Consider the following 25,310-nt stretch of genomic DNA (forward strand, 5'->3'; position numbering starts at 1 on the left):
GGCCGGAACGAGCCGCTCAGCCTGTTGGCGGCACGCGCAACCGCACCGGCCGGAACGAGCCGCTCAGCCTGTTGGCGGCACGCGCAACCGCACCTGCCGGCACGCGCCGAGCGCACACGCGCAACCGCACCGGCCGGCACGCGCCGAGCGCAAGTGCTGGCGCGCAGCCCGCCCCCGGGGTTAGCGTCGCGGCATGAGCGAACGCACGTACGACCTCGTCGTCATCGGAGCCGGTCCTGTCGGAGAGAACGTCGCCGATCGCGCCGTGCAGGGCGGCTTGAGCGTCGCCATCGTCGAGAGCGAGCTCGTCGGAGGCGAGTGCTCCTACTGGGCGTGCATGCCCTCGAAGGGTCTGCTGCGGGCCGGCGCCGCCCTCCGCGCAGCGCGTGCTGTCGACGGTGCGAAGCAGGCCGTGACGGGCGATATCGACGTCGCCGGGGTGCTTCGCCGCCGCGACTCGCTCACCTCCGATTGGAACGACGCGTCGCAGGTCGAGTGGCTCCAGGGGGCTGGCGTCGACCTCGTGCGCGGGCACGGACGCCTCTCCGGCGAGAAACGTGTCGAGGTCACCGGACCCGACGGCTCGCTCACCACCCTGGTCGCACGCCACGCCGTCGCGGTGTGCACTGGTTCGGCGGCGCTCCTCCCCGACGTCCCCGGGCTCGCCGACGTCTCGCCATGGACGAGCCGCGAAGCGACCGCCGTGCAGGAAGTCCCGGGCTCGCTCGCGATCGTCGGTGGCGGTGTCGTCGCCGCGGAGATGGCCACCGCGTTCGTCGACCTCGGCAGCGACGTGACGCTCATCGCGCGCAGCCGTCTGCTCGGACCGATGGAGCCCTTCGCGGGCGACCTCGTCGCGCAGTCCCTCACCGACCGCGGCGCGCGAGTGTTGCTGCACACCGACCTCGTCTCCGCCCAGCGCGTCGACGACGGTCAGGTCGAGCTCGAGCTGTCCAACGGCACGCGCGTCCGCGCCGACCAGGTGCTCGTCGCGACCGGTCGCGTTCCCCGCACCGAGGATCTCGGACTGGATGCCGTCGGCTTCGAGCCCGGCTCGTGGCTGGATGTCGACGACACGATGCTCGTCCGCGGATCCGACTGGCTCTACGCGGTCGGCGACGTCAACCACCGCGCCCTCCTCACGCACCAGGGCAAGTATCAGGCGCGCGCCGCGGGCGACGTCATCGTCGCGCGCGCGACCGGCGGAACCGTCGACGACGCCCCGTGGGGCGCGCACGTCGCGACCGCCGACCACGCTGCGGTGCCGCAAGTCACCTTCACCGACCCCGAGGTGGCCTCGATCGGCGAGACCGAGGCGTCCGCGCGTGCCGCGGGGCGCAGCATCCGCGTGCTCGACTACGACCTCTCGTGGATCGCGGGCGCGTCGACGCGGTCGGACGCCTACACCGGGCAGGCGCGCGCGATCGTCGACGAGGATCGCGGCGTTCTCATCGGGGCCACCTTCGTCGGGGCGGATGTCGGTGAGCTGCTCCAGGCCGCGACGATCGCGGTCGTCGGCGAGGTTCCCCTCGCGCGACTGTGGCACGCCGTGCCCGCGTACCCGACGCTCAGCGAGGTCTGGCTGCGCTTCCTCGAGACCTACGGCCGCCCGAGCGTCTGACGCCCCGGGGCGGCGGGATGACCCGGGCTCGGCTCACGCGCCCGGCGTCTCCCAGCGCAGGCTCGAGACCGATAGGTCGAACAGCGTCTTCATCAGCACGAGCGGCTCGTCGTCGGCCGGCGCGTCGACCGGCCGCGCGATCGAGACGGTCAGCTGGAGCGCCTGACGGCGCCGCGTCCCGGGGATGGGAGTGAGGTAGCCGATCTCGGTCGCGAGATAGTCCTGACCATCGAGGGTGCGCCGCGTCTCGCGCTCGAAGCGCAGGAACCGCTTGTCACCGAGCAGCGGCGTGGCGCCGCCCTCGCGGATCAGCGCCCCGACGAGCGGATCGAGATTCTCGGCGGTGGCCGTGCGCGTGGACGCGATCATCGACGCCGGCAGCACGAGCGCGGCGTCGTCCTCGGCCGCGGGCGTGAAGAGGGCGATCACGTCGGCGGAGGCCATCGCGCCGAAAGCCTCGGCGAGCATGGGCTGCAGCCGGGCGTACAGGTCGGGCCGGTGCGCCTGCAGCAGGCGACGGCGCGCGTCCGACCGAAGCTGGTCGATCGTGGCGGTGTCGACGCCCCGCCGCACCCATCCCGTCGGGAGGGCGAGCACGAAGTCGGGCTTCTCGGGGAGCCCCATCGCGGCACGCAACGACACCCGCGCGGGGGCGGGCGACAGTTCGGACGGGGGCTGGGTCTCGGTCGTGTCGGTCACGATCGTCCTCTCGTCACCGGCGCCGTTCGGCGTCGATCAGGTGCAGGGTTCCGGGGTCTCGGGACAGCGCGAGTTCGAGGGTCTCCGCGTCGATCAGTCCGCGCTCGTGCAGGACGGTCAGTGCCGCGTTGCGGTCTTCGACCATCGCTTGACGCTCGTCCCACGGCAGCGCGGCGATGCGGGCGCGGATGTCGCCGGCGCCGAGCCCCGTGGCCGCCACGGCCTCGCCGTCGCCCTCGGGCTCGCGGACGCGGAAGCGCACCAGCATCGCGATCGCCGCGAGCGCCGCGACCCCGAGCGCGATGAACACGGGGGTGCGCCCCCACTCCCAGTCGGCGTAACCGTCGAGCTCGGCGATGCCAGGCATCGTCCCGAGGGTCAGGACGGCCATCGCGGCAGCGATGAGGGGGACGGCGAACTCGGGCCACGAGAACCGCGCCCCGCGAACGAGCCAGGCGACCAGGAACACCGCCTGCCCGACGGCCGTGATGGTGAACATCACCGCGGCGATCGGAATGGAGCGCTCGGCCTCGATCCGATAGAACTCGAACCGGTCGCCCATGAGCACGGCGAGCCCGAGCACCGGCACGATGGCCGCGGCGATCCAGATCGCGGCGACCGCGATGAACCCGATGCCGCGAAGCGGAGATCTCGAACGCGTCTTGCGCTCTCGCTGCGCGATCGCCGCGCCGTCGGCGCCGAAGTGCTCGAAGATCTCGGGATGCCGCTGGTAGGCCATGACCTCCAGCTGTGCGAGACGCACCTCGGACGCCAGCGAATGGTCCTCCGCCCAGGCTCGGGCGGACGGGTACAGAAAGCTCATGATGTCGGCACGGTATCAGGCCACCGTTCGTCGGCTGCGAAACCGCTCGGCAACGAAGCGACGACCGGGACGCCGTCCGGGCCCACGAGGGCGAGCGTCTGCACGAAGGAGTGGAACGAGCCCACCAGGAGCGCGAACAGCTCGGGGATGGTGGGCTGGAGACTCGCATGGACGACGACGTCGCCCGCGATGAAGAGGAAGTCGAGGCCGACGAGGTCGACGTCACCGGCATCCACGGTCGTCGGACGCTGGATGCCGACACCCATCCGCTCGGCCGAGTAGACGAGCCCCGCCCCCGGATCGAGCACGAAGCCCTCCGGAGCGGTGCCGAAGGCCACGAAAGCGTGTCCGACGAGCGGGGCCGGGGCCGGCCAGAGCTGGAACGCCAGCGCCGCCTCCTCGGGACGCGATGCCAGGCCTGCCCGGAGCAGCTCGGCCGCCGCCTGATCGCCGGAGGCGTCCCACCGCTCGGCCCACCCGTCGCGGAGCTGCGCGAGCGAGTCACTCACCCAGGCGTCGACATCCGCGACGTCGGCCGGCAGCAGGAGCCAGCCGCCCTGCTCGGAGGTCGCGTCCAGACGCCACTGCCCGGCGCCCCACCCCTCGGGCATGCGGTCGGTCACAGGACCGCCCCCACCCACGGGAAGACCGAGCTGGGCTTGCGGTCGGCATTGCCGGTCCACAGGGCGATCTTGTCGAGCGCGGCCCAGCTGCCGGAGGCCATCGTGTAGGCCCCCTGCCAGGCGCCGGAGATGACCGTGGAGTTGCACCAGCCGCGGGCCGAGCCGGCGACCGCCTCGGCCAGGTTCGTCACCCCGGCTGAGTTCTGCCCGAACATGAAGCGGCACATGATGTCGCCCACCCCGACCGGGTTGTTCATCTGCCACAGCCCGCGCGCGCCGTTGCCGATGCTCGAGAAGAATCCTCCGCTGAACCCGGAGATCGTGCGCAGCGAGCGCAGCTGCCCGGCGGCCGCCGACCAGTTCGCGGGCCGCAGGCCGAACGCCATGTCGGCGCCGAAGTCGAGCATGCCCGTCTTGCCCTGGAACAGCTTGCCGACCTTGCCGATCGGCAGGACGCTGATGATGGCGATGACGAGCTTCTCGGGCCCGGCATCCCCTCGGAAGACTTGATAGATGGTCAGCAGCAGCGTGATCACTCCGATGACCGCGCCGATGAGGGCGAAGATCGGGCCGCCGATGATGATGCCGAGGATCGCCACGGCGATGCCGATGTACCCCAGGACTTCGATGACGACGGCGATGACACCATCGACGTCGTCCCAGAAGCTGTCGCGGATGGAACCCTCGAGCACGTCCCCGATGGAGGATGCCGCGCGGTCGAACGCTTCTTCCCACGTGTCGTAATGGCGGTCGAAGGCCGCGCCCTCGTCGCGGAACTCGTCGTAGAGCTCACGCTTGCGCGCATCGTCCTCGGCCTGGTCGGCGAGCTGCTGCGCCGCAGCGGATCCCGGCTCGGGCTCGACGAGCGGGGCCGGCCGGTCATCGCGCGTTCCCGGAGCTCCGGCGTAGGCGCTCCAGGCCGCCTCGGCGGCCGACACCGCGGCGCTGATCAGCGGCTGCACCGAGGACACGGCCTGTCCGTACTCGACGAGGATCGGTCCGGTGGGTTCGTAGAGCTCACCTGCCCGCCGCAGCTCGGCGTGCGTGTCCCCGACGATCTCGCGCACCTTCTCGATCGCCTTGCCCTGCTGGCCGTCCTCCCCCTCGACGAGATCGCGCAGCACCTCGGCGCTCTGGACCATCTGCCGACCGATCGACTCGATGCGGTGCCCGCGCGTGGTGATCGTGCCGCCGTCGCCCTCGAGCACCTCGATCCGTCGACCTCGCGGCGACGCTTCCATTCCACTCATACCCGTCTCCCTCGATCCGTCACGCCGGCGTCGGACGCGACGCCGAGCTCAAGCCCGACGCGTCGACGTCCATCTGCGAAGCGGTCTCCTCGTCCCACTCGCGGAATCCGTCGAGCACGCCCACGACGTGCTCGCGGATCTTGGTGATGTCTCTCACCAGATCACCGCGCCGGTTGTCCCACCCCGACTCGAACGAGTCGACGCGGTCGCGCAGCTCGCCGCGACCGTAGGGCCGCCCGATCGCCCCGAGCAGGTCGCCGCTGAGGCTCGCCGCATCTTCGAGCTCGCTCAGGATGCGCTCGAGCTGACCGCTCGTGCGCTCCAACGTCGAGTACTTCACCCAGACCACATCAGCCATGACGTCTCCTCCCCCGCACCCCGGCTGGACTGCGGGCCGAGAGCCTCACGGCCCCGGCCCGCAGAAAGCGATATCCGACTCAGCGTCAGCTGCCGGCGAGCTGCTGGTCGAGGTCCTGGATCGCGCGCATCATGCCCAGCAGCGCCTCGGACATGTCGTTGATGCCATCGACGGCGTTCTTCAGACCCGTCGTCAGCTCGGAGTAACCCTCACCGAACTTGCCCGACGCGTGCTGCGTCTTGAAGTCCTCACCCAGCAGCGTGTCGACCTGCGACTTCAGGGTGTCCAGCTGACCCTGAAAGTCATCACGAGCCTGCGACAGCGAGCTCGCAACCTGCTCCATCTCGCCATAAGACGCACCGAAATCAGCCATGACGGCCCTCCTGAAAGTAGATGTCCCGACCCCCCTCCGGAGCCGACACCCAAAACCTATCGGCACCGATCACCCCAGGTCGATGGGGAGAACTCCCCACCCCGCGATCTGCTATGCAATCGCTTTCCGATGGCAGCTGAAACCGGTGATCTCCGTCAACGCGAGCCCGCGGCCGGAGAACGTCGCGAGACCACCGCGATGCCCACGACCAAGATCATGACGGCGAGGGCGCTGATCGGTGCAGCATTCCATTGCGCACCCCACACGGCGTCGCCGACTCGCACGCCGCGCTCCGGCGTCATGCCTGCGAACAGGACCGCGGCGATCGCGGCGGCGACGGTCGGCCCGATGAGGCCACGCAAACCGGACACGTCGCCGCGACGGGCCGTCGCGACCGTGACGACCGCGAGGGCGACGGATGCGGAGGCCAACGCGATCAGCACGATGGCGGGCATCACGAAGAGCGGGTATGGCACCGCAACGGACCACTTCACGCCCGTGGTCTCGCTGACCTGCCCACCGGAGAGGATCAGAGAGCCCACGAGGTACACGACCAGCGCGGCGGGGGGAACGATGGCGACGACGGCGGTAGCACGCGCGACGATAACGTGCGCGCGGGTCGTCGACGGTGAGGGGGCCACGCGGTCAGCGTACGCGGCAGTCGAGGTGCCGCGTCAGCGAGCGCGCACCGAGCGCGTCAGCCACGACCACAGCGGGTCGCCCGCACTCAGGCCGTTGACGATCCGCAAGACGCCGCCGATCTGACCGATGCCGCTCAGCGCGCCGCACACGCCGACGAGCAGGACCGGCACCGTGAAGATCGAGACGCCGGCGCCGAGGTCGCGCACGAAGACGGCGATCCCGCCGACAGCGACGAGCAGCGCGAGGGTCGCCGTGATCAGGCGGACCAGGATGCGCGGCTCGAGGTTGACGGTACGCGCCTGCACCCACCCGGCGGCGCTCGGCGCGCGCTGGCCCGCGCGGTACGGGGCGCGCAGCCAGAACGAGGCTGCGCGAGTCAGCGCACGGCCACTGCGCCACAGAGCCACGAGCAGCGCTGCCCCGGCGAGGGCGACCCCGGCTGAGATCGCGATAACGATCACGGTATCCGGCGTCACGACAGCCATCGCCACCACGGTCGCGACCAGCCCGCCCGCGAAGAACACGCCGCCCGCGACGGCGATGAATCCGACGATTCCGAGCGCCCAGCGCGACCATCGCTCGTAGTCGGCACGCAGGACGGCGACAGCACGATCGGCCTCGGCCGGCCCCGCGAATGCCGCAGGCTCCCCCGCCTCGTCTGCTCTGAGGAGCGGGCGGGATGCGGCCTGGATGAAAGCGAACGCCATCAGCCGCCGACCTCGTGCACGCGACGTGATCGCACCGCGATGATGCCGAGGCCCACGACCTGCGCCACGGCGAGCGCGAACCACAGCCCCAGCTGCGCTTCCGAGAACGACGTCCCCGCAGACGTGCCCACCACGGCGCGGTATCCGATCGCCCCGACCATCGCCACTGCGACGATCGTGGCGATGATCCCGGCATCCGTTCGCGGGGCCGCGGGCCGGACGACGGCCGCGACGCCGAGCGCGAGAACCGCGACGACGGATGCCGCCACCATGATCGGAAGGGCGAGGCCGGGGTCGAGCCGAATCCGCCGGAGCGGCGGGTACATGACCGCAGCCGAGACGACCGCGGACGTCATCCCGACACCCGCGACCCAGGCCCACCACCGCCTGCCCGCAGTGGCACGCGACGCGCGGCCCGGCCCCGACGACATCCGACTCAGCGAATGGTCTCGGTGACGGTGTCGGTCGACACGACCTCCGCCGCGCTGGCCGCCACAGGACGAGACGCCGCGACGGTCTCGGACTCCACCAGCGGCATCTGCACCGTGACGGCACGACCGGCCTGCACGAAGATCCCGCGGCCCTCGGGGAAGTCGCTGCGCTTGACCTTCGGGAACGGCACCTTGAACACGGCGTCTCCGTCGAAGGCATCCGGTTTGAGGATGATGCCCTTGCGGCCGCCCTTGAAGTCGCCGACGAGGCCGAATCCGCTGGTGACCTGCGTGACGTCGGCGTCGCCGATGAGCAGGTGATCGCTGCGGTTGACCGCCTGGAACAGCGCCTTCATCGGACGCTCGGCCGGCGAGTCGGCGAACTGCGGAACGTCTTCGACGACGATGAGGATGCGGCGCCCCAGCGTCTCGTCGGCGACGAGTTCGGCGAGCTCGGTCGCGAGCTCCTTCGCATCGTCGGGCGTCGTGGCGCTGCGCACCCACGGCGCGAACTCGCGCAGCTGCGACCGGCGCCCGCCGAAGTGGAACAGCGTCACCTCGGGGTCGAGGCGCGTCATCGAGGTGATGATGGCCTTCATCGCGGTCGTCTTGCCGGCCATCGGCGGCCCCGCCACGACGAACGTGCCCACGGGGTCGAAGTCGCGCGCAGCCAGGGTGTCTTCCGCGACGCCGAGCACCGGGAACTCGCCGATGCGGTCGGGAAGGTCCGCGGGTGCGAGACGCGTCGGCAGCGAACCGATCTCGGCGACCTCGCGCACGCCGCGCGAACGCAGCTCGTCGGCGAGCTGACCGAGCAGCTTCGTCTGCTCCGCGACGTTCGGCGTGCCGCCGAGGACGGCGATCTGCGTCTCGAAGCCGTCGACGATCGCGCGTCCGGGCGCGGATCGCTCGTCGAGCACGTCCTTCGGCGCGTTCAGCAGGGCGTAGGCGTTCTCGTCCGAGAGGCGCAGCACGACGCGGCGCGAGATGTTCGAGCTGACCGCCGTCGGCACCGAACCCGAGCGATCGGCGGTCGCCACGACGTGGACGCCGAGCGGGCGGCCCTCGCCGAGGATCCGCATGAACGCCTGATAGAACGGCATCCGTGCCGTCGTGGACTCCCACTCGGCCCGGAACTGCGGCAGCCCGTCGAGGAGCAGCACGATGCGCGCCTCGTCACGGCCGGTGAGCTCGCGGTACTCCGCGATCGTCGATGCGTTGGCGGCGCTGAAGCGCTTGCCCCGATCGTCGAGCACCTTCCCGAGCGAGCGCATGATGCGCTGCACGCGCTCGGCGTCGTCGCCGGGGATCACCGAACCGACATGCGGCAGGATCTCGAGGCTCTTCAGCGACCCCGATCCGAAGTCGAGGCCGTAGACCTCGATGTTCTCGGCACGCCGGCCGGTCGTCGCGGCGGCGATGGCTATCGTGCGGAGCACCGTCGACTTGCCCGAGCCACTGGTGCCGTACACGAGCAGCGAGCCGTCGCGGTCGGGCTCGAAGTACACGGCCTCCTGAAGCTGGCGCTCGGGGATGTCGCTCTTGCCGATGAGGATCGATCCGGCGCGGCCCGCGGGCAGCGAGCGGATGTCGACGGTGGTCTCCAGATCGTCGAGCCACGGCCGGCGCGGCGCGGGGATGGCCGCACGGTTGGCCGCGGCCACGAGCGTGGCGACGATGCGCTTCTGGTCGTTGGGACCGGGATCGACTTCCGCGGCCGGATCCTCGGGCTTCTCGTCGATCTCCCAGCGCTGCACCGATCCGAACCGCAGCTCGGCGACGCTCACATCCGCGGCGACGATCTCGTCGGTGCTCCAGCCACCGGCGTAGGCGGACTGGAAGGGCACGAGCCGGCCCGGTCCGGTCTTCGCGATACCGCGGCCGGGGATGCTGGGGTCGAACCGTGCCGCCACGGGATCGTCGACGACATCCTTCGAGTCGGACTCGTCGGCCATGCGGAGCGCGACGCGCAGGTTCGTGTTGGCGCGGAGGTTGTCCTTGATGACGCCCGCGGGACGCTGCGTCGCCATGATGAGGTGGATGCCGAGCGATCGACCGCGCTGGGCGATGTCGACGACGCCGTCGACGAACTCGGGGACCTCGCCCGCGAGCGCGGCGAACTCGTCGATGACGAGCACGAGCGCGGGCGGGGTCTCCGGGTCCCGGCGCTTCTCGAGCTCGAGCAGGTCCTTGGCCTTCTTGCGGTTGAACAGGTGCTCGCGGTGATGCAGCTCGGCCCGGAGGCTCGTGAGGGCGCGGCGCACGAGGTGGGGGCTCAGGTCGGTGACGAGGCCGACGGTGTGCGGCAGCTCGACACAGTCGGCGAAGGCCGATCCGCCCTTGTAGTCGACGAAGAGGAACGTGACGCGGTCGGGACTGTGAGCGGCGGCCATGCCGAGCACCCAGGCCTGCAGGAACTCCGACTTACCGGCACCCGTGGTACCGCCGACGAGGGCGTGCGGCCCCTGGGTCCGGAGGTCGAGCGTCATGGCGTCGGTGGCGCCCTGGCCCACGATGGCGCGGAGGTTGCCGGCTTTCTTCAGGCGAGGCATCGCGGCGCCCGACCGGTCGAGGATCGTGTTGTTCTCGCGCCAGCGCTCGACGGCGAACGTGGGGTCGGTCGCGAGCTCCGAGCCGACGAGCGAGAGGAACATCACCGAGTTCGGGATGTCGGAGGAGTCCTCGATGATCGTGCTCGCGTCGGTGACCGGCGCGAGCCGCTTCGAGAGCACTGTCATGAGCTCGTTCGAGACGCCCTCGACCTCGGTGACGGGGTACTCGACGCCGCTGCGCACCGTGCCGACGCGCGCCGCACCGAGGCCGGCCGAGACGTCGACGAAGGTGCGGCAGACCGCCGGCAGCGCGTCGACGACGGGCGCGACGAAGATGCCGTACACGCCGACGTCGGCGCCGCGCTCGAGCACCTGGATGAGTCGCGCGCGATCGACGGGCGCGTCGGAGGTCACGATGACGAGCACCGCGGTCTGCCCCGGGAACGTCGCCTCCTCGGCGGCGCGTCGGACGTCGGTGCCGTAGCGCATCGGGTCCCAGTCGTCGTCGAAGGGCAGGCGCGGGGCGGCCGCCGCCTTCGACCGGCGCATGACGAGCTCCTCGAGCCCCGAGAGCAGGGCGGCGCCGGTGGAGGCCGAATCCGACAGGGGCATGTCGCGGAAGGGGCTGCGCTCGCTCGAGGTGTGCGGCAGCCACTTGAGCCACTCGAGCTCCTTCGCCCACTCGGGCTCGGTCAGCGCGACGGCGGCCAGGTCGTTCGGGGAGTGCAGGCCGAACAGCTGCACGGCCAGTCCCCGGAGGGCGTCGGCCGCCTCGCGAGCACCGCCGGCGACGCCCAGGACGCCGACGCTCTGCAGCGACTCGAGCACCGGGACACCGTCGATCAGACGGTAGCGCTCACGCAGCCGATCGACGCGTTCGACGTACTCCTGAAGCGCGTCGGGGTTCTCGGCCCGCTTGACGCTCGTGCGCGACGGGGCCTCGGAGGTGCCCATGCGCACCGAGAGGAAGTTCCAGTGCTCGGGGCGCCGAGTCCACAGCATGGGGCCGAGCTGCATCGCCTGCTCGAACACGACCGCCACCGGCGGCACCTCGGCGTTGCGCACCTCGCGCTCGCGCGGGCGCAGCCGGTACAGCTTCTCCTCGAGCTCCTCGAAGGTGCGCTCGAAGATCTCCACCTCCTTGCGCTGGCGCTGACCGATCTGCGTGCGCTGCGAGACGAAGTTGCCGAGCAGCATCATCGGCGTCATGAAGATGATCAGCAGCGTGCGGGGCTGGTTGGTGATCGAGAACATCGCGATGCCGAGGATGAGCGGGGCGATGAGCATCGGCCAGGGGAAGAGCCGGGAGACCGGGTCCTTCGGCATCCGGGGCTCTTCGAGCTCCTCGCCGACGTAGCGCGCCTCGACCCGGGGGCTGCGGTTGAACAGCAGGCTGCCGCCGCGCTCGAGGACCGGGTCCTGCTCGACCGGAGCGAAGGTCTCGGCCATCGAGACCACGAGCTCGGTGTCGCCCAGCTGGAAGCGCTGACCGGGGATGACGCGCAGCCGCTGCACGAGACCGCCGTCGATCACGATGCCGTTGGCCGAGTTCAGGTCGACCAGCTCGACGGAGGCCCCGATCTCGATGCGGGCGTGGCGCTTGGACACCAGCCGGTCATCGAGCACGATGTCGTTGCCCTGCGAGCGGCCGATCGTGAAATGGCCCTGGGGCAGCGAGAACTCGCGTCCCGCGAGGGGCCCGCCGACGACGTGGAGGATCGCGGCCACGGGGCCGCCGGCTCCGCGCGTGGCGACGTAGTCCGCGCCGAGGTTCGTCACGGAGGCGACGAACCCCGACCCGATCGGCGCGTCGCTGACCAGCATGTGCGGGTCGAGCATGACGAAGTCGGGCGACGTGGGCGGGGCCACCGTCAGCGTCAGGACGTCGGAGTCGCCCGCGGCGACCTCGCGCCGAGGGTCGCTGTCGACGATCCGGCGCGCGACGTCGTGCACGGTCGCGGTCGAGTCGGACGTGACCACGATGTCGGTGCCGGTGTGATCGCGGCGCTGGAGCGTCAGCTTGAGTCTCATCGAGGATTCCTGTCAGCCGTGCGACGTCGGTCGGCGGGGAGGTCAGCGGATGGCGACGACCGCAAAGCGATCGCCGAAGCGGATGGTGTCGCCGTCGCGCAGCTCGACGGGCTGACCGGGAACGAGAGCCTGCTCTCGCGAGCCTCGGACGAGCACGCTGCCGTTCGTCGACCCGCGTTCGACGGCGACGACTCGCCCGTCGGTGCGCAGCAGCGCCCAGTGCGTCTTCGAGATCGACCGGGTGTGGTCGACCACGGGCACCGGTGCGACGTCGCGGTCGTCGGGACCGGTCGCCGGGGCACGCCCGAGCACCACGCCGCCACCGGGCACCGCGATGGTGTCGCCCGAGTCGAGCGTCAGCTCGACGACCGACGAGGATGCGGATGCCGGTCGGGCCGGCGGTTCAGCGGCGGGTGTCGCAGCCGCCGGTGCGGGCGGCGCGGCTGGGGCTGCGGGCGGCGCAGCCGCGGCAGCAGGTTCCTCGAGGAGGGGCGGTGGCGTCCACGGGGCCGACCCGGCGGCGGGGGCGACGATCGCTCCGGGGGCGACGGCGGCGGGCACGGGAGCGGGCGCCGGGGCCGGCGATGCCGCGGGCAGATCCGGCGCGGGTGCCGCGAAGGGCGCCGGAGCCACGGTGGTGGGGATGCCGGGGCGGGCCTCCTCTTCAGCGGCATCCGTCTCACCGATGATGCCGCTGCCGGGGGCGGACCGCACCGCGCCGAGGACACCGCCCTTGTTCCGCGCGAGGGGGACGTAGGCGCCTGCTCCTCCGGACGCGACCGGCGTCGCGAGCGAGGGGAGCTCGGTCTTGACGTCGAGCAGATCCGTTGCGACGGTCTTCCGAGCGATGCGCATGCGCTTGTCGTCGTAGGGGTTGAGGCCGTGCTTGACGTCGACGAGCCAGACGGCGGCGGCGAGGTCGGGCCAGCCGCGGCCCCGCCGGTCGGGGTCGAACAACGGCGACAGCGCGATGACGAGCAGGGGCCCGAGGACCGGAACGATCATGCTCGCGCAGAGCACGAGGTAGCGCACGACCGCTCCGCGCCAGAAGCCCGGCCGCTCGAGGGTGCGGACGTTCACGGCCCGCAGTCCCGTGAGCGCCTTGCCCAGGGTGACCCCGCGACGGCCGAGCAGGATGAGCTGGGTCAGGAGGAACGCGGTCGAGAGGCCGGAGCTGACGGCGGCGAGGATGATCAACAGCACGACGTCGTCACGGGCCGTGAGCGCCTCGACGGGGTCCGTCGCCAGAGCGATGGCGCTCAGCGCCGGGACCACGACGATCAGCATCGGCGACTGGATCAGCAGCAGGACCAGGGCTTCGATGACCGTGGCCAGCACGCGTCTGCCGAACGGTGCGCGACGCAGGCCGAGTGACGCGGCGTACTCCGGCCTCGGGCGACCGTCGGCATCGAGCCCCTCGATCGTCCGAGCGCGCTCATCGATCTCCCAGATCACTCGTTCCTCCCCGAAACGATCCACACCCGAAGCGACCCTATCGCCCGTTGCGGGCCCGCCGATCACCTGTTGACTCGACGGGCCCGCAACGCCTCTGCGGAAGACGCGCGCGTGTCAGTGGAAGAAGTGGCGCTCGCCCGTGAAGAACATCGTCACTCCCGCCGCCTGAGCCGCGTCGACGACCTCCTGGTCGCGGACCGAGCCGCCGGGCTGGATGATCGTCTTGATCCCGGCGTCGATGAGCACCTGGGGGCCGTCGGCGAAGGGGAAGAAGGCGTCGGATGCCGCGACCGAGCCGGCCGCACGGTCGCCGGCGCGCTCGACCGCGAGGCGGCACGAGTCCACGCGGTTGACCTGCCCCATGCCGATGCCGACCGTCGCCGAGCCCTGGGCGAGCACGATCGCGTTCGACTTGACCGCGCGGCACGCCTTCCACGCGAAGATCATGCCCTCGAGCTCGGAGGGGTCGGGGCGCTCGCCCGAGACCAGCTGCCAGTCCTTCGCGACCGACTCGATGTCGTCGGGGAAGCGGTCGGCGTCCTGCAGCAGGAGTCCGCCCGAGACGAGGCGCACGTCCATGCGCTCCTGCCGCCAGTCGGCGGGCAGGCGCAGCACCCGCAGGTTCTTCTTCAGCTTGAACACCTCGAGCGCCTCGGGCTCGAAGTCGGGGGCGACGATCACCTCGGTGAAGATGTCGCGGAGGTTCTCGGCCATCTTGAGCGTGACGGTGCGGTTGGCGGCGATCACTCCGCCGAAGGCCGACACCGGGTCGCACTCGTGCGCGCGCAGGTGCGCGGACGCGATGGGGTCGAGCGCCTGCGGGGCGGTGACGGCGATGCCGCAGGGGTTGGCGTGCTTGATGATCGCGACGGCCGGCTTGACCATGTCGAAGGCGGCGCGCAGGGCGGCATCGGCGTCGACGTAGTTGTTGTAGGACATCTCCTTGCCCTGCAGCTGCTCGGCCTGGGCGATGCCGTGGCCGCCCGCGCGCGTGTAGATCGCGGCGCGCTGGTGCGAGTTCTCGCCGTAGCGCAACGTGGCCAGGCGCTCGGCGCGGATCGTCAGGTGCTGCGGCAGCTCGTCGCCCTCGAGGGTCGACTCGGCGAACCACGTCGCGACGGCCCGGTCGTACTCGGCCGTGTGCGCGAAGGCCCGGGCGGCGAGGTCGCGGCGCTGCGCGAGGCTCGTGCCACCGGCGGCGACCGACTCGATGATCGCGGGGTAGGACGAGGGCGAGACGACGATCGCGACGTTGGCGAAGTTCTTCGCCGAAGCGCGCACCATGGCGGGTCCGCCGATGTCGATCTGCTCGACGACGTCATTGGGCGCGGCCCCCGAGGCGACCGTCTCCACGAACGGGTACAGGTTCACGACCACGAGATCGAAGGCCGAGATGCCGAGCTCTCCGAGCTGGGTCTCGTGGCTCTCGAGACGCAGGTCGGCGAGGAGTCCGGCGTGCACGCCGGGGTGCAGCGTCTTGACGCGTCCGTCGAGCGACTCGGGGAACCCGGTGACCTCGGCGACATCCGTCACCGTCAGACCGGCGTCGCGCAGGAGCGCCGCCGACCCGCCGGTCGAGACGATCTCGACACCGGCGTCGGCGAGGGCCCGGGCGAGGGGCAGGAGGTCGGTCTTGTCGCTCACCGAGATGAGCGCGCGGCGGACCGCGACGAGGTCGCGCGCGCGGTAGAGGGCGGGGTCGTGGCTCGGTCCGGCCATGGCGGTTCTCCTCGGGTGCGGTGTGGGGCCTGCGGTGCGTCAGGCCGTCGGAGCGGTCGGGTTCGGGAAAGCGGGCGCGGCGAGGTCGATCTCGCCGGTCGCGATGAGGCGGACGACGTCGATCAGCAGACGCCGCTCGACGGGCTTGATGCGTTCGTGAAGGGTTGTCTCGTCGTCGCCGGGCAGGACGGGAACGCGCTCCTGCGCCAGGATCGGTCCGGTGTCGACGCCGTCATCGACGACGATGACGCTCGCGCCGGTCTGATCGGCGCCTGCTGCGAGGGCATCGCGCACACCGTGTGCGCCCGGGAACTCGGGCAGGTACGCCGGGTGGGTGTTGATGATGCGGGGCGACCACGCGTCGACGACGGCGGCGGGCAGCAGGCGCATGAGGCCGCTGAGCACGATGAGGTCGGGAGCCCAGGCCTCGAGCTGGCGGAGCAGCTCGTCGCCCCACTCCTCCCGCGTCGCATACTCCCGGAACGGAACCGCGAAGGTCGGGATGTTGAAGGCGTCGGCATGGGCGAGGCCATCGGCGGGACGGTCGGCTCCGACGACCACCACACGGGCCGGGAAGCCGGGCTCGGCCGCGGCATCCAGAAGGGCCCGCAGATTCGACCCGCCACCGGAGATGAGGACCGCGACCGTCAGCACCGTCTTACTCTACCCGCGCCGTTCCGGCCAGCCGTGCGGCGTCGTCATCCCCCGCCGCGGCGCGCTCGTCGCGCGTGTCGATGCGGTGCGAGGAGCGCGGGCCGAGGAGCGCGATCGTCGCTCCGATGCCGATCTCGACGGCGAACGCGAGACCGACGGCCCCGGCCGACGGACCGATCTGGTCGAGTCGTCCCGGTCCGAAGGCGCCGGACGCCAGGAGAGAGAGCACGGCCGCGGCGACGCCGCCCCCGACCGCCACGATCGCCGCGGTGGCCAGGCGGGGCAGGACGGGGTCGGCGATGAGAGCGGATGCCGGCGCGGGCAGACGACGCCGCGCCGCTGCGCCGGCGACGAATCCGACCGCGACGAACAGCAGCGCGACGAGCAGGAGCACGGGCGGTGTCGTCGGCGGAACCGCTCCGAGCACCGGGATCCCCGGCACGACGCCCAGCTGGGTGCCGGAGGCCGCCACCGTCGACCCGGCGCCGAGCGAGAATCCGGGGCCGGCCGCGAACGCACCGCCCCACACGAAGAAGGTCGGCAGATAGGCCGCCTGGCCGAGGGTGACGACCGTCGCACCGATGGCGTCGACGTTGGCCGCCTGGAACAGCGAGACGATCTCTCCGCCGCGCGCGAGCACGGCGACCCCGACGAGGAGTGCCCCGACGCCGGCGAAGCCCGTGACGGCGATCGCCAGCCCGCGGGCGCCTGCCGACACCGCCGCCGCATAGCCGGTGCGGTCGAGCCGGACGAACAACGAGTCGACGGGCCCGTCGTCACCGTCCCGCCAGGCGCGGGTCACGGCTCCGAGCAGGGCGGGGACGGCGAAGACGAGCGTGGGCAGCAGGACGGCCTGCCAGGTCTCGACGACGGCGTACGGAGTGGAGGCGGTGGCGGCCACGACCGCCGAGGCGACGGCGACGGTCAGCGTTCCGGCGAGCACACCGGTGAAACCGGCGCCGGCGCCGGCGGCACGCGCGCCCGACCGGGCGGCGAACAGCGCGACGAGCAGCGCGACTGCGAGCGGCGGCAGCGAGAGCGAGAACGAGACGGCGTCGGTGCCGATCCCGGTTCCGACCGTGTACTCCTGCGGCAGGGTCACCTGCAGCGGCACGAGATTGCCGAACTGCCACAGGCGCACCGACGCGGGCCAGAGCGACGACCAGTCGGCTCCGCCGCCGAAGGCGACCGCCCACAGGACGGTCAGCGGTGCCAGGGCCGCGGCAACGCCGACGGCCACCGCGACGAGGGCGTCGAAGGCGGAGAGGAGGGCGACGAGCAGGCGATTCATGCCTGATCGACCCTACCCAGCGAGTCTGTGCGTGTCGGGCGGACGCGCGCGGGGGCGCTACCGTCTTCTCGGAGGATTTTGTGAACACTACGCAATCGCGCGCGCCCCAGGGTGCCATCGACCGCTTCTTCGACATCAGCCGACGCGGCTCGACGATCGGCACGGAGGTCCGCGGCGGGCTCGTGACCTTCGTCACGATGGCCTACATCGTGATCCTGAACCCGATCATCCTGTCGGGCAAGCCGGATGTGGCGGGCACGTCCCTCGACTTCGCGGCGGTCAGCGCCGCGACCGCGCTGACCGCCGGCGTCATGACGATCCTGTTCGGCCTCATCACCCGCCTGCCGTTCGCCTTTGCGGCCGGGCTCGGGATCAACGCCTTCGTCGCCTTCGGCGTGGTCGGCGAGGTCACGTGGGCCGAGGCGATGGCGCTCGTCATGATCAACGGCGTCATCATCGTGCTGCTGGCAGCCACCGGCCTGCGCAAGCTCATCTTCGATGCCGTCCCCGTGCAGCTCAAGCTCGCGATCACGGTGGCCATCGGCCTGTTCATCGCGTTCATCGGCTTCGTCAACTCCGGCTTCGTGACCTCGACCGGACAGGCCTCTCCCCCGGTCGGTCTCGGCGTCGGCGGCTCCGTCGCCTCGGTGCCGACCCTGATGTTCGTCATCACCCTCCTGCTGACCGGCATCCTCGTCGCTCGCAAGGTCAAGGGCGGCATGCTCATCGGCATCGTCACGGGCACGGTTCTCTCGATCGTCGTCGAAGCGATCTGGCACCTCGGCGCGGCCACCGAGAACCCCGGCGGCTGGGGGCTGACCGTTCCGGCCCTGTCCGGCTCCCCCGTCAGCGTCCCCGATCTGAGCCTCATCGGCGCCGTCGACTTCGGCTTCGACCTCGGGAAGGTCAGCATCGTGACCCTCGTGATGCTCGTCTTCACGCTCGTCTTCTCGAACTTCTTCGACGCGATGGGGACCATGACGGGACTCGCGAAGGAGGCGAACCTCGCCGACGCGAAGGGCGACTTCCCGCGCATCAAGTCGGCGCTGATCGTCGAGGGTGTCGGTGCGATCGCGGGTGGCGCGACGAGCTCGTCGTCGGCGACGGTGTTCGTCGAGTCCGGCTCGGGCATCGGCGAGGGCGCGCGCACGGGACTCGCGAACGTCGTGACGGGCTTCGTCTTCCTGCTCGCGATGTTCTTCACGCCGCTGACCTCGATCGTCCCCACCGAGGTCGCCGCCGCCGCGCTCGTCATCGTCGGAGCGATGATGCTGTCGCAGATCGCGCACATCGACCTGACCGACTTCCGCGTCCTCCTGCCGGTGTTCCTGACGGCCACCGTCATGCCCCTGACCTACTCGATCGCCAACGGCATCGGCGCGGGGTTCATCTCGTGGGTGCTCGTCAACGCGCTCTCGGGCCGCGTCAAGCAGATCAGCCCGCTGCTGTGGGTCGTCGCCGGCGGCTTCGTGATCTTCTTCGCCCGGGGTCCCCTCGAGGCGCTCCTCGGGGTCTGACCCGACCGCGGCGCGCCGCCGCCGGGGGTCGCATCGCAGAACAGCGAAGGGGCGGATGCCGCAGCATCCGCCCCTTCGTCGTGTCCGGGAAGCGTCAGAGCTTCTCGATGATCTCCCGCATGAGCGCGGCGGTCTCGGACGGCGTCTTGCCGACCTTGACGCCGGCGGCCTCGAGGGCCTCCTTCTTCGCCTGCGCGGTTCCCGCCGAGCCGGAGACGATGGCGCCGGCGTGGCCCATCGTCTTGCCCTCGGGCGCGGTGAAGCCCGCGACGTAGCCGACGACCGGCTTGGTGACGTGCGCCTTGATGTACTCGGCCGCGCGCTCTTCGGCGTCGCCGCCGATCTCGCCGATCATGACGATGGCCTTCGTCTCGGGGTCGGCCTCGAACGCCGCGAGGGCGTCGATGTGCGTCGTGCCGATGATCGGGTCGCCGCCGATGCCGATGGCGGTCGAGAAGCCGAGGTCGCGCAGCTCGAACATCATCTGGTACGTCAGTGTGCCCGACTTCGACACGAGACCGATCGGGCCCTTGCCCGTGATGTTCGCCGGAGTGATGCCCGCGAGAGCCTCGCCGGGCGTGATGATGCCGGGGCAGTTGGGCCCGATGATCCGGGTCTTGTTGCCCTTCGACTTCGCGTACGCCCAGGCCTCGGCCGACTCGCCGACGGGCACGCCCTCGGTGATGACGACGAGCAGCGGGATCTCGGCGTCGATGGCCTCGACCATGGCGTCCTTGGTGAACGCCGGCGGCACGAACGCGACCGAGACGTCGGCCCCGGTCTTCTCGATCGCCTCGGCGACCGAGCCGAAGACGGGGAGCTCGACGGCGTTGCCGTCGGCGTCGGTGTGCGAGACGGTGGTGCCGGCCTTGCGTGCGTTGACGCCGCCGACGATGTTGGTGCCCGCCTTGAGCATCAGCGCGGTGTGCTTGGTGCCCTCACCGCCCGTGATGCCCTGGACGATGACCTTGGAGTCCTTGTTGAGGTAGATAGACATGTCGTTGGTCCTTTTCGCGTCCGGAGCTCAGGCGTTGGCCAGCTCGGCGGCCTTGTCGGCGCCCTCGTCCATACCGGCGGCGAGGGTCACGAGCGGGTGGTTCGCGTCGGCGAGGATCGCGCGGCCCTCGTCGACCTGGTTGCCGTCGAGACGCACCACGAGCGGCTTGGTCGCCGAGTCGCCGAGGATCTCGAGCGCCTTGACGATGCCCTCCGCCACGGCGACGCACGACGTGATGCCGCCGAAGACGTTGACGAAGACACTCTTGACCTGCTCGTCGCCGAGGATGACGTCGAGACCCGAAGCCATGACCTGGGCGTTCGCGCCGCCACCGATGTCGAGGAAGTTGGCGGGCTTGACGCCACCGTGCTTCTCGCCGGCGTAGGCGACGACGTCGAGGGTCGACATGACCAGGCCCGCACCGTTGCCGATGACGCCGACCTGACCGTCGAGCTTGACGTAGTTCAGGCCCGACTCCTTGGCCTTGGCCTCGAGCGGGTCGGCGGCGCCCTTGTCCTCGAGCTCCTCGTGCTCGGGGTGGCGCACCTCGCTGGCGTTCTCGTCGAGCGAGACCTTGCCGTCGAGGGCGACGATGTCACCGGCGCCCGTGCGGACGAGCGGGTTCACCTCGACGAGGGTCGCGCCCTCGCCCGTGTAGACGGCGTAGAGCTTGACGAACACGTCCGAGACCTTCTCGACGAGGTCCTCGGGGAAGTTCGCGGCGCGGGCGATCTCGACGGCCTTGGCCTTGTCGATGCCCTGCAGCGGGTCGACCTCGATGCGCGCGAGCGCCTCGGGACGCTCGACGGCGAGCTCCTCGATCTCCATGCCGCCCTCGACCGAGCACAGGCTCAGGTACGAGCGGTTGGCGCGGTCGAGCAGCACCGAGAAGTAGAACTCCTCGGCGATGTCGGCGCCCTGCGCGACCATGACGCGCTGGACCACGTGGCCCTTGATGTCGAGGCCGAGGATGGCCTCGGCCGCGGCATACGCCTCGTCGGGGGTCTTGGCGACCTTGACGCCGCCGGCCTTGCCGCGACCTCCGGTCTTGACCTGAGCCTTGACGACCACGACGCCGCCGATCTTCTCGGCCGCCGCCTTCGCCTCCTCAGGGGTGTCGGCGATGATGCCGGCGAGCACCGGCACCTCGTACTTCTCGAACAGGTCTCGGGCCTGGTACTCGTAAAGGTCCACTGCAATCCTTCGCTGGGCGACGGTGGGTGAGGGGCGTGAGAAATCTCGATGTCGAGATATCGCCCGATCGGAAAGCCTACTACCCGAGCCTGACGGCCCCGTGCCCGATCCCCGCCGAACGAAGGGGGCCACGTCAGATCCAGCCGCGCTCGCGCGCCATGATCGCCGCCTGCTGCCGGGTCGCGAGATGCAGCTTGCCGAGCACCGACGAGACGTGGTTGCGCACGGTCCCGGCCGACAGGTGCAGGGATGCCGCGATCTCGGCGATGGTCTCGCCGCGGGCGCCGGCGCGCAGCACGTCGAGCTCCCGGTCGGTGAGGGGACTCCGCTCGTCGCTGAGCGCGTCCGCGGCGATCTCGGGATCGACGTAGCGCCGCCCCGCGGCGACCTCGCGGATGACGGCGGCGACATCGTCGGCACGGCGCGACTTCGGCACGAAGCCGTCGACGCCGGCGCTCAGCGCGCGGCGGAGAACGCCGGGCCGCGCGTGCCGGGTGACGACGACGCAGCGCGCCGGCACCCGCTGCCGGATGCGGGCGGCCGCCTCGACCCCGTCGATGCCCGGCATCTCGAGGTCGAGCAGACAGACGTCGGGACGCAGCTCGAGCGCTCGTTCCACCGCGCTCTCGCCGTCGCGGCACTCGGCGATCACCTCGAGGTCGTCCTCGAGGCGCAGCAGCGCGGCGAGCGCCGACCGGATCATGTCCTCATCATCGGCGATGAGCACGCGGATCATCCCGGCATCCCCTCGCCCGCCGGCTCCCGCATCGCAGCAGCAGCGGCGCCGAGCGCTGCCGCCGGGACCGAGACGACGACCTCGAACCGGTCGTCCCCGCGGCGGGAGCGCAGGTCACCGCCGGCCACCCCGACCCGGTGCGAGATGCCGGCGAGGCCCGAGCCCGAGCCCAGCGCCGACTCCGGTCCCGGGTCGTTGGCGAAGGCGACGCGCCAGTACCCGCCCTCGCGATCGAGTCTCAGCTCCGCCCAGCGACCGCCGCCGTGCTTGAGCACGTTGGTCGTGCACTCCCGGATCACGGGGCCGAGGATGTCGGCGGGCGCGAGCACCGCATCGGCCGCGACCTCGATCCGCACCGCGAGGCCGGCTGCTCGCAGCAGATCCGCGGCATTGGCCAGTTCGTCGGGCAGCGGCACCCCGCGGAAGCGTCCGGCGAGCTCGCGCGTGCCCGTGCGGGCCGCGTCGACGGATGCGCGGGCCAGACGGATCTGCTCGCCCGCGGCATCCGGGTCGCGCGCCAGCATCCGCTCGGCGAGCTCCAGCTGCAGCGCGATCACCTGCAGATGGTGCCCCTGCAGGTCGTGGAGCTCGCCCGCCAGGCGCAGCCGCTCCTGCGTCGCGGCGAGGCGCGACTCGGTCGCACGCGCACGATCGAGCTCGAGCACGACGTCCCACGACCACAGCGACAGGGCGATGGATGCCGGCAGCGCGACGGCGAAGACCAGCAGCGCGAACGTCAGCGAGCCCACACCCGCGAGGGCCCCTTCGATGCGCGCCCGCTCCGCGAACCAGAGCGCGACGAGGGCGGCCTCGACGAGGATCACGCCGCGCCACCGGATTCCGGGCCCCCAGCGCACCAGGCACAGGATCGTCGCGAGGACCGAGGCCCCGAACAGCACCGTCATCGTCGTCGCGCCGAGGAGCAGCGACCCGGCCACGCCCAGCAGGACGGGCCACGACAGGAAGCGGCGCAGGCGAGGCGGACGATCGGCCTCCCCCACGTCGCCGTCGGTGCGGTACCGAGCCAGCAGCACGACCGTCGAGACCAGGACGGCGATCGAGCCGGCCGCGTAGCCGGCGATCACGACCGGGTCCTCCAGGCGGGTGCGGACCTGCAGCGCCCACAGGCTCCAGATGCCGAGCGCCGAGATCATGAAGAAGACGATGGATGCGGCGATGTACCACGAGGTGGCCACGACCTCGCGGGCGAGTGCCGTGCGGCGCGGCGCGGATGCCGTGCGGGGGTCGCGGTCGTTCACGAGGCCCACAGTAGGGCCATGACGTTTGTCACGGTCCGGGTCGCGGAACCTCCCGGGCGCCGGTGACGCCCCGACACTGCCGTGAGCGTCGGGGCGCCGCTGGGATGGATCCATGACCAACCCCCTCGCAGACCTCATCCTCGGCTTCCAGGACCTCGTGGCCCGGATGCCCGACATCCTCCAGCCCGTCATCGTCGCCCTCGCGGGCGCTGTGCCCTTCATCGAGGGCGAGGGCGCGGCCGGCATCGGCATCATCGGCGGCATCCCTCCCGTCGTGGCCGCCCTCTCCGGCGCGATCGGCAACTTCGTCTGCGTCGCCGTCGTCGTGCTCGCCGCCGCGCGCGTGCGCACCGCGGTCACGACACGCGGCGGGGCACCCGAGAAGCCGACGTCGGCCCGCAGCGAGAAGTTCCAGAAGGCGTACCACCGCTACGGCACCCCGGGCGTGAGCCTGCTCGGTCCGCTTCTGCTGCCCACGCAGTTCACCGCGGCCGCGCTGACCGCCACCGGAGTGCCGCCGCGCACCGTCCTGCTGTGGCAGGCGGCGGCGATCGTCATGTGGACGACGATCATCACGCTGTTCATCACCGGTGTGCTCTACGTCGCCACCTGACCCGCCCGCAACCCCCAGGCCGTATTCAGCGGCGGGCATGCCGCGGAATGCAGGATGGGGGCATGACCGCCCTCGAGTCCCGCCCGTGGCTGTCGGCCTACGCCGACGGCGTCCCCGCCCAGATCGACGAGGTGACCCAGACCCTGCCGGAGATGCTCGCCGCGACCGTCGCGCGGCACGGCACCCGGACCGCTCTGGAGTTCTTCGGCGCGACCATGACGTATCGGGAGCTCGGCGCGAGCGTCGACCGCGCTGCGGAAGGCCTGCGCCGGCTCGGGGTGACCGCGGGCGACCGGGTGGCGATCGTGCTGCCCAACTGCCCGCAGCACGTCATCGCGTTCTACGCGGCGCTGCGCCTCGGCGCGATCGTCGTCGAGCACAACCCGCTCTACACGGCACGTGAACTGCGGCACCAGTTCGAGGACCACGGCGCGCGGTTCGCGATCGTCTGGGACAAGACCGTCGACACCATCGCCGACTTCCCGACCGACCTGCGGGTCGAGCGCATCATCAGCGTCGACGTCACCGAGGCGCTGCCGCGCGGCAAGCGGATGCTGCTCCGCCTGCCGATCGCGAAAGCGCGGGAGTCGCGCGCCCAGCTGACGGCCAAGCCGCGGACGAAGGATGCGCTGCCCTGGTCGAAGCTCGTGGACCACCGCCCGCTGTCGCGTCGCGTGGCGGGGCCGGTTCTCGACGACACCGCGCTGCTGCAGTACACCAGCGGCACCACCGGCATCCCCAAGGGCGCCGTTCTGAGCCACCGCAACCTGCGCGCGAACGCGATGCAGGGTCGCGCGTGGGTTCCCGGCCTCGTCGAGGGCGAGGAGACGTTCTACGGCGTCCTGCCGCTCTTCCACGCCTACGGCATGACGCTCTGTCTCACGTTCGCGATGAGCATCGGGGCGAAGCTCGTGCTGTTCCCGAAGTTCGACGTGGGCCTCATGGCCGATGCCGCCAAGAAGAGCCCGCCGACCTTCCTCCCCGCCGTGCCGCCGATCTACGACCAGCTCGCGCGCGCAGCATCCCGTGGCGCCATCGACCTCTCGCGCGTGCGCTTCGCGATCTCGGGAGCGATGAGCCTGCCGGTCGCCACCGTCCGCCGATGGGAGGACACCACGGGCGGGCTCCTCGTCGAGGGCTACGGCATGACGGAGTCCTCCCCCGTCGCGCTCGGCAACCCCATGGGACCCTCGCGCCGCCCCGGCACGGTGGGAGTGCCGTTCCCGAGCACCGACATCCGCATCGTCGACCCCGACGACCCGTCGGTCGACCGCGAACCGGGCGAGGAGGGCGAGCTACTCCTGCGCGGACCGCAGGTGTTCTCGGGCTACTGGCGCCGCCCCGCCGAGACCGCCGACGCTCTGCTGCCCGGCGGGTGGCTGCGCACGGGAGACATCGCCGTCGTCTCGCCCGACGGCTTCGTCACGATCGTCGACCGGCTCAAGGAACTGATCATCACGGGCGGGTTCAACGTCTCGCCCAGCGAGGTCGAGGACACCCTGCACGCGCACCCGGACGTCGAGGCCGCGGCCGTCGTCGCGGCTCCCCGCTCCTCGGGCGGAGAGGAGGTCGTCGCCGCCGTCGTCCTGCGCGACGGGGCCGAGCTCGACGTCGAGGGCCTGCGCGACTTCTGCCGGACGCGGCTGGCCGCCTACAAGGTCCCCCGCCGGATCGTCGCCGTCGACGACCTTCCCCGATCGCTCATCGGCAAGGTCCTGCGACGTCAGGTGCGCGAACAGCTGCTCGCGCGGGACTGACCTCTCGG

22 protein-coding genes are annotated in these 25,310 nt (G+C 71.3%); 4 read left to right on the plus strand and 18 right to left on the minus strand.

The features are described 5' to 3' along the window. The first annotated feature begins 193 nt into the window (after positions 1–193). Positions 194–1,621 carry a dihydrolipoyl dehydrogenase family protein gene (locus tag CI089_RS03310; protein ID WP_094260247.1) on the plus strand — a complete coding sequence of 476 codons (1,428 nt, stop codon included), beginning with the start codon at positions 194–196 and terminating at the stop codon, positions 1,619–1,621. 33 nt (positions 1,622–1,654) lie between these two features. Here CI089_RS03310 and CI089_RS03315 read toward each other — a convergent pair whose 3' ends face one another. The 14 genes from CI089_RS03315 to CI089_RS03380 all read right to left on the minus strand — a co-directional run bounded on the left by CI089_RS03315 (position 1,655) and on the right by CI089_RS03380 (position 17,229). Next, entirely contained in the window at positions 1,655–2,320 is a 666-nt protein-coding gene (locus CI089_RS03315; RefSeq protein ID WP_094260248.1) for a hypothetical protein, read from the minus strand. 13 nt (positions 2,321–2,333) lie between these two features. Further along, positions 2,334–3,143 (minus strand): hypothetical protein, encoded by an 810-nt coding sequence (locus CI089_RS03320; RefSeq protein WP_094260249.1) that lies wholly within the window; start codon positions 3,141–3,143, stop codon positions 2,334–2,336. Further along, positions 3,140–3,766: a hypothetical protein gene (locus tag CI089_RS03325; protein WP_094260250.1), complete on the minus strand. Its 627-nt coding sequence runs from the start codon at positions 3,764–3,766 to the stop codon at positions 3,140–3,142. The genes CI089_RS03320 and CI089_RS03325 overlap by 4 nt, the downstream gene beginning before the upstream one ends. Next, a complete protein-coding gene (locus tag CI089_RS03330) occupies positions 3,763–5,016 on the minus strand; it encodes a hypothetical protein (protein ID WP_143738862.1) in 1,254 nt (417 codons plus the stop codon). Before CI089_RS03330 ends, CI089_RS03325 begins: the two co-directional genes overlap by 4 nt. A 19-nt stretch (positions 5,017–5,035) precedes the next feature. Then, a complete protein-coding gene (locus CI089_RS03335; protein ID WP_094260252.1) occupies positions 5,036–5,374 on the minus strand; it encodes a hypothetical protein in 339 nt (112 codons plus the stop codon). Between the two features lie 85 nt (positions 5,375–5,459). Beyond that, positions 5,460–5,747: a WXG100 family type VII secretion target gene (locus tag CI089_RS03340; protein ID WP_094260253.1), complete on the minus strand. Its 288-nt coding sequence runs from the start codon at positions 5,745–5,747 to the stop codon at positions 5,460–5,462. Positions 5,748–5,902: 155 nt separating this feature from the next. After that, the gene (locus tag CI089_RS03345; RefSeq protein WP_094260254.1) at positions 5,903–6,388 is read right to left on the minus strand and encodes a hypothetical protein; all 486 of its coding nucleotides are present in this window, start codon (positions 6,386–6,388) and stop codon (positions 5,903–5,905) included. A 33-nt stretch (positions 6,389–6,421) separates the two neighbouring features. After that, positions 6,422–7,096: a hypothetical protein gene (locus tag CI089_RS03350; RefSeq protein WP_094260255.1), complete on the minus strand. Its 675-nt coding sequence runs from the start codon at positions 7,094–7,096 to the stop codon at positions 6,422–6,424. Then, on the minus strand, positions 7,096–7,452 hold the full coding sequence (locus CI089_RS16350; RefSeq protein ID WP_094260256.1) for a hypothetical protein: 357 nt from the start codon (positions 7,450–7,452) through the stop codon (positions 7,096–7,098). Before CI089_RS16350 ends, CI089_RS03350 begins: the two co-directional genes overlap by 1 nt. 80 nt (positions 7,453–7,532) lie before the next feature. After that, positions 7,533–12,110: an FtsK/SpoIIIE domain-containing protein gene (locus CI089_RS03360; RefSeq protein ID WP_094260257.1), complete on the minus strand. Its 4,578-nt coding sequence runs from the start codon at positions 12,108–12,110 to the stop codon at positions 7,533–7,535. A 42-nt stretch (positions 12,111–12,152) separates the two neighbouring features. Then, positions 12,153–13,565: an RDD family protein gene (locus tag CI089_RS03365; protein ID WP_179223213.1), complete on the minus strand. Its 1,413-nt coding sequence runs from the start codon at positions 13,563–13,565 to the stop codon at positions 12,153–12,155. A gap of 114 nt (positions 13,566–13,679) precedes the next feature. Continuing rightward, complete coding sequence (gene purH / locus CI089_RS03370; RefSeq protein ID WP_094260259.1) at positions 13,680–15,284, minus strand: bifunctional phosphoribosylaminoimidazolecarboxamide formyltransferase/IMP cyclohydrolase; 1,605 nt, start codon at positions 15,282–15,284, stop codon at positions 13,680–13,682. A gap of 39 nt (positions 15,285–15,323) precedes the next feature. Then, positions 15,324–15,938: a phosphoribosylglycinamide formyltransferase gene (purN, locus tag CI089_RS03375; RefSeq protein ID WP_094260260.1), complete on the minus strand. Its 615-nt coding sequence runs from the start codon at positions 15,936–15,938 to the stop codon at positions 15,324–15,326. A 4-nt stretch (positions 15,939–15,942) separates the two neighbouring features. Next, entirely contained in the window at positions 15,943–17,229 is a 1,287-nt protein-coding gene (locus tag CI089_RS03380; protein ID WP_179223214.1) for a cell division protein PerM, read from the minus strand. Positions 17,230–17,309: 80 nt separating this feature from the next. Here CI089_RS03380 and CI089_RS03385 point away from each other — a divergent pair, with 80 nt between their 5' ends. Next, positions 17,310–18,746: an NCS2 family permease gene (locus tag CI089_RS03385; RefSeq protein ID WP_094260261.1), complete on the plus strand. Its 1,437-nt coding sequence runs from the start codon at positions 17,310–17,312 to the stop codon at positions 18,744–18,746. 94 nt (positions 18,747–18,840) lie between these two features. Here CI089_RS03385 and sucD read toward each other — a convergent pair whose 3' ends face one another. The 4 genes from sucD to CI089_RS03405 all read right to left on the minus strand — a co-directional run bounded on the left by sucD (position 18,841) and on the right by CI089_RS03405 (position 22,932). Further along, complete coding sequence (gene sucD / locus CI089_RS03390) at positions 18,841–19,743, minus strand: succinate--CoA ligase subunit alpha (RefSeq protein WP_023955687.1); 903 nt, start codon at positions 19,741–19,743, stop codon at positions 18,841–18,843. A 27-nt stretch (positions 19,744–19,770) separates the two neighbouring features. Beyond that, a complete protein-coding gene (gene sucC, locus CI089_RS03395; RefSeq protein WP_094260262.1) occupies positions 19,771–20,937 on the minus strand; it encodes an ADP-forming succinate--CoA ligase subunit beta in 1,167 nt (388 codons plus the stop codon). Between the two features lie 133 nt (positions 20,938–21,070). Continuing rightward, on the minus strand, positions 21,071–21,673 hold the full coding sequence (locus tag CI089_RS03400) for a response regulator transcription factor (RefSeq protein ID WP_094260263.1): 603 nt from the start codon (positions 21,671–21,673) through the stop codon (positions 21,071–21,073). Continuing rightward, the gene (locus CI089_RS03405) at positions 21,670–22,932 is read right to left on the minus strand and encodes a sensor histidine kinase (protein ID WP_256977443.1); all 1,263 of its coding nucleotides are present in this window, start codon (positions 22,930–22,932) and stop codon (positions 21,670–21,672) included. The genes CI089_RS03400 and CI089_RS03405 overlap by 4 nt, the downstream gene beginning before the upstream one ends. Positions 22,933–23,044: 112 nt before the next feature. Between CI089_RS03405 and CI089_RS03410 the strand changes: the two genes are divergently transcribed. Then, positions 23,045–23,545, plus strand: coding sequence for a small multidrug efflux protein (locus CI089_RS03410; protein ID WP_094260265.1), 501 nt, complete (start codon positions 23,045–23,047; stop codon positions 23,543–23,545). 62 nt (positions 23,546–23,607) lie between these two features. Next, complete coding sequence (locus CI089_RS03415; protein ID WP_094260266.1) at positions 23,608–25,302, plus strand: long-chain-fatty-acid--CoA ligase; 1,695 nt, start codon at positions 23,608–23,610, stop codon at positions 25,300–25,302. The last annotated feature ends 8 nt before the right edge of the window (positions 25,303–25,310 follow it).

The sequence above is a fragment of the Microbacterium sp. Yaish 1 genome (assembly GCF_002245215.1).
Lineage (GTDB): Bacteria > Actinomycetota > Actinomycetes > Actinomycetales > Microbacteriaceae > Microbacterium.